Annotated in this window: 13 protein-coding genes; 9 read left to right on the forward strand and 4 right to left on the reverse strand. The window is 36.2% G+C overall.

Annotated elements, in window-relative coordinates:
* Positions 1 to 92: 92 nt before the first annotated feature.
* From E2558_RS08225 to E2558_RS08245, 6 genes are all read left to right on the forward strand, one after another.
* Positions 93 to 602, forward strand: coding sequence for a YfiT family bacillithiol transferase (locus E2558_RS08225; RefSeq protein ID WP_126564748.1), 510 nt, complete (start codon positions 93 to 95; stop codon positions 600 to 602).
* Positions 603 to 643: 41 nt separating this feature from the next.
* Positions 644 to 778: a hypothetical protein gene (locus E2558_RS12540; RefSeq protein ID WP_261763212.1), complete on the forward strand. Its 135-nt coding sequence runs from the start codon at positions 644 to 646 to the stop codon at positions 776 to 778.
* 175 nt (positions 779 to 953) lie between these two features.
* The gene (locus tag E2558_RS08230; protein WP_126564747.1) at positions 954 to 2,558 is read left to right on the forward strand and encodes a xylulokinase; all 1,605 of its coding nucleotides are present in this window, start codon (positions 954 to 956) and stop codon (positions 2,556 to 2,558) included.
* Positions 2,559 to 2,598: 40 nt separating this feature from the next.
* Positions 2,599 to 3,903: an MFS transporter gene (locus E2558_RS08235; RefSeq protein WP_126564746.1), complete on the forward strand. Its 1,305-nt coding sequence runs from the start codon at positions 2,599 to 2,601 to the stop codon at positions 3,901 to 3,903.
* 15 nt (positions 3,904 to 3,918) lie between these two features.
* Positions 3,919 to 4,701: a glucose 1-dehydrogenase gene (locus E2558_RS08240; RefSeq protein WP_126564745.1), complete on the forward strand. Its 783-nt coding sequence runs from the start codon at positions 3,919 to 3,921 to the stop codon at positions 4,699 to 4,701.
* 278 nt (positions 4,702 to 4,979) lie between these two features.
* Positions 4,980 to 6,683, forward strand: coding sequence for an ABC-ATPase domain-containing protein (locus E2558_RS08245; RefSeq protein ID WP_126564744.1), 1,704 nt, complete (start codon positions 4,980 to 4,982; stop codon positions 6,681 to 6,683).
* 138 nt (positions 6,684 to 6,821) lie between these two features.
* On the opposite strand, the gene E2558_RS08250 is transcribed toward E2558_RS08245, so the two are convergent.
* Positions 6,822 to 8,486: an FAD-binding dehydrogenase gene (locus E2558_RS08250; protein WP_126564743.1), complete on the reverse strand. Its 1,665-nt coding sequence runs from the start codon at positions 8,484 to 8,486 to the stop codon at positions 6,822 to 6,824.
* A 175-nt stretch (positions 8,487 to 8,661) separates the two neighbouring features.
* Between E2558_RS08250 and E2558_RS08255 the strand changes: the two genes are divergently transcribed.
* A complete protein-coding gene (locus tag E2558_RS08255; RefSeq protein ID WP_126564742.1) occupies positions 8,662 to 10,044 on the forward strand; it encodes an NAD-dependent succinate-semialdehyde dehydrogenase in 1,383 nt (460 codons plus the stop codon).
* Between the two features lie 142 nt (positions 10,045 to 10,186).
* Here E2558_RS08255 and E2558_RS08260 read toward each other — a convergent pair whose 3' ends face one another.
* The 3 genes from E2558_RS08260 to E2558_RS08265 form a co-directional block, all read right to left on the reverse strand.
* The gene (locus tag E2558_RS08260) at positions 10,187 to 10,342 is read right to left on the reverse strand and encodes a bacteriocin-type signal sequence (RefSeq protein WP_126564741.1); all 156 of its coding nucleotides are present in this window, start codon (positions 10,340 to 10,342) and stop codon (positions 10,187 to 10,189) included.
* 55 nt (positions 10,343 to 10,397) lie between these two features.
* Positions 10,398 to 10,547, reverse strand: coding sequence for a hypothetical protein (locus tag E2558_RS12355; RefSeq protein WP_168210228.1), 150 nt, complete (start codon positions 10,545 to 10,547; stop codon positions 10,398 to 10,400).
* Positions 10,548 to 10,608: 61 nt separating this feature from the next.
* Complete coding sequence (locus E2558_RS08265) at positions 10,609 to 10,743, reverse strand: bacteriocin (RefSeq protein ID WP_126564740.1); 135 nt, start codon at positions 10,741 to 10,743, stop codon at positions 10,609 to 10,611.
* A 257-nt stretch (positions 10,744 to 11,000) separates the two neighbouring features.
* On the opposite strand from E2558_RS08265, the gene E2558_RS08270 reads away from it, so the two are divergent.
* Positions 11,001 to 13,160, forward strand: coding sequence for a peptidase domain-containing ABC transporter (locus E2558_RS08270; protein ID WP_126564739.1), 2,160 nt, complete (start codon positions 11,001 to 11,003; stop codon positions 13,158 to 13,160).
* Positions 13,161 to 13,327: 167 nt separating this feature from the next.
* The gene (locus tag E2558_RS08275) at positions 13,328 to 14,401 is read left to right on the forward strand and encodes an NAD(P)-dependent alcohol dehydrogenase (protein WP_126564738.1); all 1,074 of its coding nucleotides are present in this window, start codon (positions 13,328 to 13,330) and stop codon (positions 14,399 to 14,401) included.
* The last annotated feature ends 79 nt before the right edge of the window (positions 14,402 to 14,480 follow it).

Consider the following 14,480-nt stretch of genomic DNA (forward strand, 5'->3'; position numbering starts at 1 on the left):
TGAAGTGGCTTACACCCTTAAAGGTGTGAGCCACTTTTAAATTGGGATGGAATGGGTAAATGTAAGTATTAAAATTTAAGGGGGATTACAGTATGGATGTTAGATTTCCAATTGGTCAATTTGAAGCGCCTAAGGATCCAACTTTAGTAGATGTAAAACAATGGATGAGTGAAATTGAGGTTTATATCGATCATTTAAAAGAAACAGTCGATCATTTAAGTGATGAACAATTAAAGAAACAATATCGTGAAGGGAGTTGGACGGTAAGACAACTCGTTCATCATATTGCAGATTCACAAATTAATTTATACGAACGTTTGAAAATGGCTTTAACTGAACAAGGTGTGACAGCATTTATGTTCAATCAAAATAAATGGGTAGAGTTGCCTGATTCATTTTTACCAATTGATATCTCTCTTCATATTTTAGAAGGTTTAAATCAACGTATTGTAGAGATGGGTAATCATGTTACGGAAGAAGATTTATCACGCAATATTACATTATCTGATGGTAGTGATGTGTCAGTGGCTGAGTTATTGGCGAAGTTGTCTTGGCATGAAAGACATCATTTAGAACATATTAAAATTGCTTTGGAGAATTAAGAGGGTAAGACGTCTTATATAGAGAAGTGCAGGAAGGTAAATTGTTACTTGAAATGAATAGAAATGTGAGTAATCAACAAGTGCGTGAAGTGTTAGGCTTGAATCCGATGTATACGAAAGAGGAAGCGATCCTAGCTTCAATTGATAGTATGAAAAAATATGGTATTTTAAAATAATACTTATAGAGTGAAAATCAACACCTTTATTTTATAGATGTAAATCTAGAATAAAGGTGTTTTTTTACTTTAAAAAGTTGTGAGTATTGTAAAATTTACCTTGTTTCATGAAATTTTCATATGCTAGGATTAATTTATGATAACGTTTTCATAAAAAGATAAGCGAGATGAGATGATGAATTCTACAGAAGTTAAGCAATATATTGAAGATGGAAAATTAACCGTAGGCATCGAATTTGGCTCAACAAGAATTAAAGCCATAGCTATTGATGACCAATGCCAAACGCTAGCGACTGGTTCTTTTGAATGGGAGAACAGCTATCGCGATGGCTATTGGACGTATTCAGTGAATGATGCTTGGGTTGGCATTCAAAAAAGTTATGCCGCAATGACACAAGAATTGAAAGATAAGTACAACGCTACTGTAACTAAACTCGCTTCACTAGGTATTAGTGGTATGATGCACGGTTACTTACCTTTTGATGAGAAAGATGATTTACTCGTTCCATTCAGAACATGGCGTAATAACAATGCAAATAAAGCTGCAGAAATTTTACGTGAAGATTTCCAAGTGAATATTCCAGAACGTTGGAGTATTGCGCAACTTTATCAATCTGCTTTAGATCAAGAACCACATGTAGAGAATGTACGTTACATGACAACACTTGCGGGCTATATTCATTGGTATCTTACTGACGAGAAAGTGCTTGGTATTGGCGATGCTTCAGGTATGTTCCCAATTGACAGCGAAACACAAGATTATCGTCAAGATATTCTAGATCGTTTTAATGCTTTGTTCTCTGAAAAGGGGTATACCCAAGATATTCGCGATATTCTGCCTAAAGTCGTCGTGGCAGGTGAGTGTGCGGGACGTCTTACAGAAACAGGCGCTAAATTAATCGATCCAAATGGTGAATTACAAGCAGGGTGCCCTTTATGTGCCCCAGAAGCTGACGCGGCAACGGGGATGGTTGCGACGAATAGTGTAGCGCCAAGAACTGGTAACATCTCAGCAGGTACAAGTATTTTTTCAATGATTGTCTTAGAGAAACCAATTAAAGCTGTATATCCTGAAGTCGATATTGTCACTACACCAGATGGTTACGAAGTTGCGATGATTCACGCGAATAATTGTACTTCTGATATTAACGCTTGGGCGGATTTATTTGGTGAAGTGTTAGATACCATGGGCGTGAAATATGATAAAGGAGAACTTTTTACAAAGTTATTTGAAAGCGCTTTAAAAGGTGATCAAGATTTAGGTAAATTATTATCTTTTGGCTATATATCAGGTGAATTTATTACAGATGTACAACATGGTTATCCAATGCTCGTACGTTCTGTTGATAGTAAATTTAATCTTGCTAACTTGATGAAGACACATATTTACAGTGCCTTCAGTACATTAAAAATCGGTATTGATTTATTAAAAGATAAAGAAAATATTCAAATTGATTCAATGTACGGTCATGGCGGCATTTTCAAAACGGAAAAAGTCGCACAAACATTCTTAGCGGCTGCGCTTCAAAGTCCAGTGCTAGTGATGCAAACGGCGAGTGAAGGTGGCGCATGGGGTATCGCGGTGTTAGCAAGATACATGATTGAAGAAGAAACAACGAATTTAGCAACATATCTTAATGATTTTGCATTTAAAGGTACTGAATCTCTAACGATTGAACCTACTAAAGAAGAAATCGACAGTTTCAGTGCTTACACAGAACGCTTCAAACAAGGCATTCCGCTTGAACGTCTTGCACATGAACAATTTAGTACAAAATAATCAAATAAACAATTAAACAAAGGTAGAAAGTGGGATTAAGGTGGTTAATGATTTACAAAAACAGGAACGCCAGTTTTTAGGTTTACCTATGGTTTTAATTTGGGGGTATATCGCCGTAGCAATCTTTATGACTGGTGATGGGGTAGAACAAGCATTTTTATCTAAATATATTATGAGTCTTGGCTACAGTAATGCGGAAGCCGGGAATGTATTAACAGTTTACGGCTTAATCGTAGCCGTAGCCTCATGGATGTCAGGTGTGATGGCTGAAATCTTCAGTCCGAAACGTATCATGACAATCGCATTTATTATTTGGATTGTCTTCCATGTTGGATTCTTAACGTTAGGTTTAGCTCAAGATAACTACGCGATGATGATGATTATGTATGGTATTCGTGGATTTGCGTATCCAATGTTTATTTATAGCTTTGTAGTTTGGATTACATATTCTTCACCTAGTCATAAACTTGCGTCAGCAATGGGTTGGTTCTGGGCAATGTATTCTATCGGTATTGGTGTATTAGGTTCATACTTACCAAGCTTCACAATTCCATTTATTGGTGAAGAAGGTACGTTATGGTCATCAATTATCTTTATCGCAATTGGCGGTCTTATTGCCATGTTCTTTGTTAAAGATAATAAAGGTGCAGATGTTGAAGCTAAACGCATGACTAAAGGGGAAATTTTAAAAGAATTTGGTCGCGGTATTACGATTTTAGGTAAGAAAGACGTAGCTGTTGCTTTTGTGGTACGTATTATCAACCAATTGTCTTTATTTGGTTTAGTTGTATTCTTACCACACGTTTATACATCTGATTTTGGTTTCACTACATCACAATGGTTACGTGTATGGGGCTTGATGTACTTTGTCACAATCTTTACTAACTTATTCTGGGGTGTCGTTGGTGACAAGATTGGCTGGGTACGTCAAGTACGTTGGTTCGGTTGTATTGGTATGGCGATATCAACGTTGGCATTCTATTACTTGCCATCATGGAGTGGTCCAAATGTCTTCATCACGACATTAATAGCGTTAATGTTAGGTTTTGCAGTTGCAGCGTATGTGCCGATGTCAGCTATCTTCCCAACATTAGTGCCTGATCATAAAGGTGCTGCAGTTTCTGTACATAACTTAGCAGCTGGATTAAGTAATTTTATTGGTTACGGTCTTGCCAGTGTCGCACTATCGTTTACAACAGCAGAAGTAACTATTTGGATTTATGCAATTCTTTACGTTGTTGGCTTTATTTTGACGTTCTTTATGAAAGTGCAACAACCGAGTAAACAAGTAAATACTACAGTTAACACACAATCAAATACAGCAGTTAATGCGCAAACAAATTAGAAGGGTGAGAGAAACATGACAAACATTATTGATCAATTTAAAATTAATGGGAAAGTTGCAATTGTAACAGGAGGCGCAATGGGGCTAGGTAAAGCCATGGCTGAAGCCTTAGCACAAGCGGGCGCAGACATTGTTATCGCCGATATTAAATTAGACTTAGCTCAAGAAACTGCTACTGCTATCGCTGAAAAAGAAGGCGTTAAAACGACAGCATTAAAAGTAGACGTTACAAATCCTGAAGACGTTAACAAAATGGTTGAAGACGTTGTTAAAGAATATGGAAAAATTGACGTATTAGTAAACAATGCGGGTATGACAATCAATGAAAAAGCAGAAGATGTGTCATACGAAAACTGGTTAAAAGTTATTAACTTAAACTTAAACGGCGTATTCTTAGTAGCACAAGCGGTAGGCCGTCAAATGATTAAACAAGGTAATGGTTCAATCATCAATACATCTTCTATGTCAGGTTTAATCGCCAACAAACCACAAGAACAAGCATCTTACAACGCTTCTAAAGCAGGCGTTATCATGTTAACGAAAAGCTTAGCGATGGAATGGTCTAAATATGGTATTAAAGTGAACACAATTGCGCCAGGATACATGAAAACAGCGTTAACGGAACCAATGTTCAATACTGGTGGAGAAATGATTGATTACTGGATGGGCGCTACACCTATGGGACGTCCAGGTGAACCAGAAGAATTAGGCGGTATCGTCGTATACCTTGCTTCTGATGCGTCATCATTCGCACAAGGTAGTGTCTTCACTATTGATGGTGGTTACACTGCATTATAGTTTCTCTTTGAACGTACGAGAAAGGAAAATTTGCACTTTTTTGGCACTAGTGCTATTATAAAAATGAAAAGAGCACTAGTGCGCTAACACTACTGCTCTAGCAAACCCGTTAAAAAGACGGTGGCTTTTAGTTAGGGATAAAAAATAACCATCTAACTCGCCAAAGTTAGGGATGGTTATTTTTTATGCCTAAAATTAAGAATTTCTAGAATAAAGTTATGGCGGCCGGGGAGGTTGGGTAAATAATTTATATACACTAACTGAACGGAGGAATAACTATGAAACGCTCGACAGAACTTGAAAAGACATTGAAGTCTCTAGATGGCCAAAAATATGGAGCGTATAAACGAACAAAAGGCACATATGCTTTCGATCAATTTCGATTAGCCATAGATCATGTGCAAGTAGATCCTTTCGCACCACCTTCAAAAATGCGTTTGATTATTGATCGTAATAGCGCTCAAATACCAGACAATTTACTGGATACGAAGGATAAACGCATCGCAGTGGCTGACTTTCTAACAAGAACGTTTGCTAAGCAAGCTGCGAAATTTAATCATACGGTTAAAGGCGCCGGTAAAAACGGTAAAATCTTTATCGACCATTGTGGGCAAGAAATTCTGGAGCGTACTGCAGTTGTTATCAACGATAAAGATATCGAAGTACGCATTGAAGTAGGTATGCCAGCTGCAGGGCGTAAGATTCTTGGAAAAGCAGCCGCGCATACTTTAATTCAAGGACTTCCATCGATTGTCGACCAATCACTCATTTTCAAAAATATTAATCAACAAGCGCTTCAGAATCAAGTGACATTAAAACTGGATCAAACGTATATTAGAGAACAACTTGAACAACAAAACTTAGTTGCTTTCGTCGCTAACGATTCTATCTTACCTAGGAAAAGTGGTGTATCTGATGCGCCTATGAAAGATGCCATTAAATTTAGAAGTCCTGAACCAGTGGAAACGACGTTTAACTTACCTAGTGGTCGGGCAGTCACAGGGATGTCTATTCCAGAAGGCATCACGCTCATTGTCGGTGGCGGATACCACGGTAAATCAACACTACTTGAAGCGCTTGAACGTGGCGTTTACAACCACATTCCTAATGATGGGCGAGAGTTTGTCCTTACGCGTCATGATGCCATGAAGATTCGCGCTGAAGATGGCCGTAGTATCCAAAATGTAAACATCAGTCCATTTATCGACAACTTGCCAGGCAAGAAAGATACGACTCACTTTTCAACAGAGAATGCGAGTGGCAGTACATCTCAAGCGACGAACGTGATGGAAGCGTTAGAAGCGCAAACATCTACATTATTAATTGATGAAGACACGTCTGCTACGAACTTTATGATTCGTGATGGTCGCATGCAGAAGTTAATTGCGCCTGACAAAGAGCCGATTACGCCATTTTCAAGTAAAGTTAAACCGCTGTATGACGATTATAATGTTTCTACCATTCTCATTGTTGGTGGTTCTGGCGATTACTTTGATGTAGCAGATCATGTCTTGATGATGGATGAATATCACTTGAAAGATGTGACGTCCGAGGCTAAAGCAATTGCTGATGAAGATGGATATCAGCGTGATGCTGAGTCAAATGCGCAATTTGGTGATATTCCAGCTCGTGTGCCTTTAGGGGCTTCATTTTCTAAAAAATGGAAAGATGATCGTTTGAAAGCGAAAGGTTTGCATACCATTATGTATGGTAAAGAGGCTATTAATATTTCTGGTTTAGAGCAATTGATTGATGATAGTCAGACGAATGCGCTTACGGTAATGATTGATTACTTTAGACGTCATCTGATAGATGAACATACTAACCTTATTGACGCTACCAATCGTATGTACGCGTTGATTGAAAAGGAAGGCCTTGAAGCGGTATCACACTTTGAAGGGCATCCAGGCAATTTAGCTTTACCACGCAAACAAGAATTCATTGGTACGTTAAATCGTTATAGAGGATTAAAAATTAAATAATTGTGATAGAAGAAAAGCGTATTGTGAGTCATGAATAGACATGTCACAATACGCTTTCATATTACACTAAAATGTATAAAGAATGATATTTTATGCAGAATAAAATTTGATAATTTATAGTGTGAATATTTATTAGTTTTAATGTATATGGTGATGGATGCCTTCAGTTGCACGGATACCACTAAAGATACAACCACCTAGGAACGTACCTTCAAGGGCACGATAACCATGAACGCCACCGCCACCGCCACCAAAGCCTGACGCTTCTCCAGCAGCATATAAACCTGTAATAGGTTGCATGTCATGATTAAGTGCTTGGCCATCAAGGTTTGTTTGAATACCGCCAAGGGTTTTACGGCTAATAATATTTAATTTAACTGCGATTAACTTACCATTTTTGCCACTTAAAATTTTATGAGGTTTTGCAGTACGTACTAATTTATCTCCTAAGAATTGGCGGGCATTATGAATAAATGAAATTTGAGGATCTTTGCTAAATTTATTATCAATTTGCAAGTCTCTGGCTTTAATTTTGTGTTTAATGGCTTCGTAATCTAATAAATCGTCACCTGTAAGGTCATTCATTTTTCGAACAAGCGTGCCTAAATCATCAGCCATTACGAAATCTGGCCCTTTATTCATAAATGCTTCTACAGGAGAAGTTGCCTTACTGCCCAAACGTTCTTGAATTAACAACTTAATATCTTTATCCGTCAAATCCGGATTCTGTTCAGAGCCTGATAACACAAATTCTTTCTTAATGATGTCTTCCGTTAAGATAAACCACGAATAATCATAGCCTGTTTTCATGATGGTTTCTAATGTATGCAACGTATCGAAACCTGGATAATCAGGTGCGTCCATACGACGACCTGTTGCATCGAACCACATAGATGACGGACCAGGAATGATACGAATACCATGATTCGACCAAATTGGACTGTGGTTCTGAATGCCTTCCGTGTAGTGCCACATACGGTCTTTATTAACGACATTTGCCCCAGCGTCTTCTGTAATCTGAATGAGACGACCATCTGTAGAATCTGGCACACCTTGAATCATTGTTTGAGGCGGATTACCTAAACGTTTAGGCCAATATTTACGAATTAACGGCATATTTGCGCCAATACCGCCAGAAGTGATTAACAACTCATCTACGGGATAATGGAAGGTATCAATGATAGTACGAGAAGATTTCTCGCCACGTTCAACGTCACTTGGTTCTAAGATATTTCCAGCCACATGCGTCACTTGATTATTCTCAATACCGACTTCTGTTACTTGATGGCGCGGTAGAAATTGAAACTTGCCTTCTTGCTCTTTTTGGAAAATGTATTGTACAAACGGTTCCACAAGTCCTGGACCTGTACCCCACGTAATGTGGAAACGTGGCACAGAATTGCCATGCCCAGAAGCCGACGCACCACCGCGTTCAGCCCAACCTAAAATAGGTGTTAAGCGCACGCCCATCTCTTTTAAATATTGTTCCTTTTCAAATGTCGCAAATCTAACATACGCTTCAGCCCATTGTCTCGCCCAATAGTCTTCATCATCGGGACGGTCAAACTGTGCTGAACCTAGCCAGTCGTTTAACGCCAATTCATAAGAATCTTTTACTCCTAAACGTTGTTGGATTTTAGAATTCACTAGGAACAATCCACCGAATGACCAATACGCTTGTCCACCAATCGCTTGGCGTGGCTCTTGGTCTAACATTGTAACGTGATAACCTTTTTTCAGTAATTCTGTCGCAGCAACAAGACCACTTAGCCCAGCACCGATTACAACAATCTTTTTATCCATAACAAACTCCTTAAAAACTCGTAATTTAAATGCATTTATCATATTTTATCAAGGATTACAGAGCATAGGAAGTAGAGCGATGTTCTGATATATGTAAACGGTTTGATAGATTATCTATTTGTACGGGTATATACTTGTATCAATAACTCTCAAACTTTAAAAGGGGTGGATCATAGTGGCATCATTAGAAGTATTAAATCCGGCAACAAATGAAGTAATCGAAACGTTGGACTACACAGATGAAGCGACAGCGAAGCAACAAATTGAGAAGGCACATGAGGCTTTTAAATCTTGGAGAGAAGTAGACGCATATGAACGTGCTGATAAATTATATCAATGGTTCTCACTTATTGATGAACATAAAGATGAATTAGCAGAATTGATTACTAAAGAAGGCGGTAAACCTTTAAAAGAAGCTCAAGGTGAAGTAGATTATGCTAATTCATATGTCTCTTGGTATGCTGAAGAAGCGAAACGTATTTATGGACGTACGATTCCTGCCAATACACCTGATAAAAATATCATTGTAAAGAAATTTCCAGTGGGTGTAGTAGGCGCGATTACACCATGGAATTTCCCTGCTGCGATGATTACACGTAAGATTGCGCCAGCGTTAGCTGCAGGTTGTACGATTGTATGTAAACCAGCTACACAAACGCCATTAACTACCATTCGTTTAATTGAACTTGCACACGAAGCGGGTATCCCAGAAGACGCTGTGCAATATGTCATTATGTCAGGTAAAGATGCGGGAGACCTTTTCACGAAACATCCAATCATGCAGAAAGTCACATTTACTGGGTCAACTGATGTCGGTAAGAAACTGATTGCACAAGCTGCTGAATCTGTTGAAAATGTAACAATGGAACTAGGCGGACTAGCACCATTAATCGTTCACGAAGATGCAGATATTGACTATGCCGTAGATCAAACCATTGCGTCTAAATTCCGTAATGCAGGTCAAACATGTATTTGCGCAAACCGTGTGTATGTACATGAAGCGGTTGAAAAAGAATTTGTAGATCAATTAACGCAAAAAGTTCATGATTTAAAAGTGGGTAACGGTATGGATGAAGGTGTTACAATTGGCCCACTTATCAATAAGGACGGCGTAGAAAAAGTAGTTAATCAATTGAAAGATGCAGAATCTAAAGGGGCGAAATTATCTCGTACATTAGAAGACGCCCAAGAACTAGGCGGTAACTTCTTGAAACCTGTTGTCGTGTCAAATGCGAACCAAGACATGTTAGCAATGCAAGAAGAAACGTTTGGTCCGATTGTACCTATCGCGACGTACTCTGACTTAGAAGATGCGATTCAAATGGCGAATGATACGCAATTTGGCTTAGCTGCTTACTTCTTTACAAACGATTATCGCACAGGTTTCCACTTATATAATTCACTTGATTATGGCGTTATCGGTTGGAATGATGGTGGTCCATCAGCGGCACATGCACCATTTGGCGGTATGAAAGAAAGTGGATATGGCCGTGAAGGTGGTACAGAAGGTATTGAACCTTACTTAGAAACGAAATATTTATCAATTGGCAATATGTAGTTTTATGAATTTAAACTATACTTAAAAAGTTCATATAATTATGTAAAGTAAAGGCTTATAGATTAATCTCAATTAAACTATAAGCCTTAATCATATCTATATTAAGTTTTTTCATTTTGTTTCATCCGTTCATATTTTATTTTTATCCTTCTTCGTGGTTGCCATTCCAACCGTCTTTAACATCTTTCCAGCCATTGTTAATCATTTGGCCTATTTCTCTTATATCTCCACTAATATCAATGAAAGAATCTTTGCCACCATTGATTACTTTAAGTTCAGAGTTATTTAACTTTTTCATATGAAAAGTCCTCCAGTTTTTAGAAAATATAATTAAAGATTAAATTAAAACTAGTTTAGCCTTCTTCGTGATTACCTTGCCAACCTGATTTAATATCTTTCCAAGCGTTATTTCCCATTTGACCTAATTCTCTCACATCGGCGCCAATGTTAATAATGCCACCGCCGTTAATATCTTTTAATTTTTCAATATCTAATGTTTTCAATATAAGCGCCCTCCATTTTAGTAATAATGAAAATAAAGTGTCATATTTTTTAAAATTAAATTTAGTTATTACCTCTTACTGAATCCCAAATTTCATGTGCTTTTTGACCAACATCACACATGAATGAATCTTCACCATCTGGAGCACATGCACCACCATTAATGCGTTCTAATTCAGCGTTGTTTAATTCTTTCATTTTGTTACACCTCCTTTATCAACTTTCAACTGCATTGTAACGTGAGAATGTAAATAAGTAGTTAACTCGAAGAAAAGTCAGATTTAAGCCTTTAAAAATTATTTTTTACTGAATTTGTTCTACATTAAGTAATTAAATATAAATTATTTTTTAACATTATCCAAATAATGAATTAAATGAATGTTAAAAAATAGTAGGTACGATAAAGATAGATATTAAAAAGATATTGTTCATCTTGAATGAGAGGAATTAAGATTATGGGAGTTAAATATATTCACCAATATGATGAAAAAGATTGCGGACCTGCTTGTTTAGCAATGATTTCTCAGTATTATGGCAAACGTGTTTCAATACCAAGGCTTAGAGAATACGCTAAAACAGATAAATTAGGAACAAATCTATATGGATTAGTCAAAGCTGGAGAACAAATAGGTATTAAATTAACGGGAGTTCAAGCTGAATCGTTTAATGATTTGCATACGGTAGAGTTACCGATTATAGCTCACATCGTTAATCATCAAGGTTATGATCATTTTATAATAATCGAACATATTAAAAAGGATACCCTTCATATTGTTGATCCAGCTAAAGGAAAATATAAATTGTCTTCTCAAGAGTTTCAATATATGTGGACTAATGTTGTAGTACTAACCGAAAAGATGGCTACATTTACAAAAGAAGATGAATCACCATCGTATCTCAAAATTTTCGTTGATATTTTCAAGAAGAATTATAGCAAACTTCTTTTAGTAGCATTAATGTCCATATTTATTAATGTCATCGGAATTTTAGGGGCGATGTATTTTAAACTGTTAACAGATGATATAATCCCATCTAACATCTTGAAACATTTACATTTAGTTAGTTTAGGAATTTTAATGTTATATATGGTTAATGCTTTAATAAATTATTTTAGATATCAATTGATTTTACGTTTAAGCTTGAAAATAGACCTTAACTTAATGAAGGATTATTTTTATCACGTGCTTCATTTACCGATGAACTTTTATGATACACGTAAATCAGGAGAAATTCTTCAAAGATTTATGGATACCTCTAAAATACGCGAAGCGCTATCTTCTTCAACGGTAACATTGCTTGTCGATACATTAATGATTATTATTGGCGCTATTTTATTATATATGCAGAGTCCATTGTTACTATTAATAACTGTTATCTTTATTCCTGTATTTATTATTTGTAGCTATGTTTTACGAAAACCTTTTGAAAAATATAATCAAAAAGTAGCAGAATATAACGCAGACTTAAGTTCATATTTATTAGAGTCTTTTGATGGCAATGCAACGATTAAAAGTTATCAAGCAGAAGATGAACGTTTTAATCAAGGAACGACAAAATTTAAATTATTAATTGAAAATTTGCTTAAACTGGGAAGGTTTTCTAATACACAGTTAACTATTAATAACTTTTTAAAGTTAACGATTAGTCTTATTATTTTATGGATTGGAAGTTATTTAGTTATGAATAATCAAATGACTCTAGGTAGTTTACTAGCATTTAATGCATTGACTATTTATTATTTAGATCCAATTGAACGTTTAATCAATATTCAACCATCATTGCAATCTTCCTTTGTATCAGCAAGACGAATTGCTGAAATAACAGATTTAGAAACAGAACAAATGCTTAATTCCTCAAAAAAAGAATTTCATTTTGAAAATCATATTAGTATGAAAAATGTTAGCTTTCAATATGGTTTTAGAAGTCAAGTGTTAAAAAATATTAATATAAATATTTCTAAAGGAGAGAAGGTAGCTATTGTAGGGGAAAGTGGAAGTGGTAAATCTACTATTGGAAAATTATTAAATGGATACTATAAGGATTTTGAAGGTCAAATAACGATAGATAACCAACCTCTACATTCTATCAGCCTCGCTAACTTACGTGAACACATTGGTTACGTATCTCAATCTACATTTCTATTCGCAGATACAATAAAAAATAATTTATTGTATGGCAGTAATAAATTTAAAACTGATAAGGAAATGTTTGAAGCGTGTCGTTTAGCAGAAGCACAATCATTCATACAAAAACTGCCTGATCATTTTAATACTATGTTAGAAAAAGAGGGAGCTAATTTATCAGGTGGTCAAGCACAACGTCTATCCTTAGCACGTAATTTTTTAAAAAATTCAGATATTAATATTTTTGACGAGGCTACCAGTGCGTTAGATAGCTTAACAGAACATAAAATTATTTCAAATATAGATGAACTAACTATGAAAGGGAAGACAGTGGTTATCATCTCTCATAAATTGAGCACAATCAAAAACGCTGATAGAATATATGCACTTAAGGATGGAGAGGTTAAAGAAAGTGGGACACATGAAGAATTAATACAACTAAAAGGAGAGTATTATCACTTATGGCAGCTACAAATGGTAGGTAGAGATTAAGATAATCATTATTTTAAAGATTAGTATATTTTTATTACCCGAAAAAATGTTGTGATTTAATTATTTTTGTTTAAAATTACTATCAAAATATTTGTGAAATCGTTTACACAAACCATTTTCAATGGAAAAATAAAGGAGAGATACATAAACTTAGGAGGATGTTTAAAATGAGTGAATCAATTCCAGAAAAAATGAAAGTTGCATTAATGCATGAACCTTATGATATTGAAATTATTGAAAGAGACATACCGTCAATCGGACCTAAAGATGTCTTAATCAAAATGATGGCAGTAGGCGTTTGTGGTTCAGACGTTCATTATTATGCGCATGGCCGTGTAGGGGAATTCGTAGTTGAAAAACCAATCGTTTTAGGTCACGAATGTGCAGGTATGGTCGCTCAAGTTGGGGATGAAGTAACAGACTTTAAAGTAGGCGATCGTGTAGCTATCGAACCAGGTGAACCTTGTCGTGAATGTGAATACTGTAAATCAGGTAAATATAACTTATGTCCACATATGGAATTTATGGCGACACCACCATACGATGGCGCATTCTGTGAATATGTAAGTCATCCAGCAGATTTCATTTATCATCTACCTGACTCAGTTACATATGAACAAGCAACGTTAGTTGAACCATTCTCAGTAGGTTTACAAGCATGTAAACGTGCCGATATTAAACCAGGTTCAACAGTAGTAATTATGGGAATGGGTCCTGTAGGCTTAATGGCAGTCGTAGCTGCGAAAGCATATGGCGCTACAAACATCATCGTTTCAGACTTAGAAGACAATCGTTTAGAAGCTGCAAAACGTCTAGGCGCAACGACAGCAATTAACATTAAAAATGAAGACGTATTAGAACGTATTAATGAATTAACTGATGGTAAAGGCGTTAACTATGCGATTGAAACTGCAGGTAACCCAATCGCTTTAAGGAACGCGTTAGATTCATTAAAAGATGGCGGTACATTAGCAATCGTTGGTTTACCTCAAGAAGACATGAACGAAATTAACGTGCCATTTATCGCAAATCATGAAATTAACATTGTCGGTGTATTTAGATATGCGAATACGTACCCACAAGGTATTCAAATTTTAAGCACAACAGATGCAGACATTGATTCATTATTCACACATCAATTCGAGCTTGATGATACTAAACAAGCGATGGAATTAACACGTACTAGTAAAGGTGACGCCTTGAAAGTGATGGTTTATCCAAACGGCTTTTTAGATAAATAATTTATGACAATTTAATAAGTAAAGTAAGAAAGTTATAATAGGGTTAATTAAAATCGGGCAAATGAGTATCACGACATTG

The sequence above is a fragment of the Staphylococcus pragensis genome (genome assembly GCF_004785665.1).
In the GTDB taxonomy this organism is placed as follows: Bacteria; Bacillota; Bacilli; order Staphylococcales; family Staphylococcaceae; genus Staphylococcus; species Staphylococcus pragensis.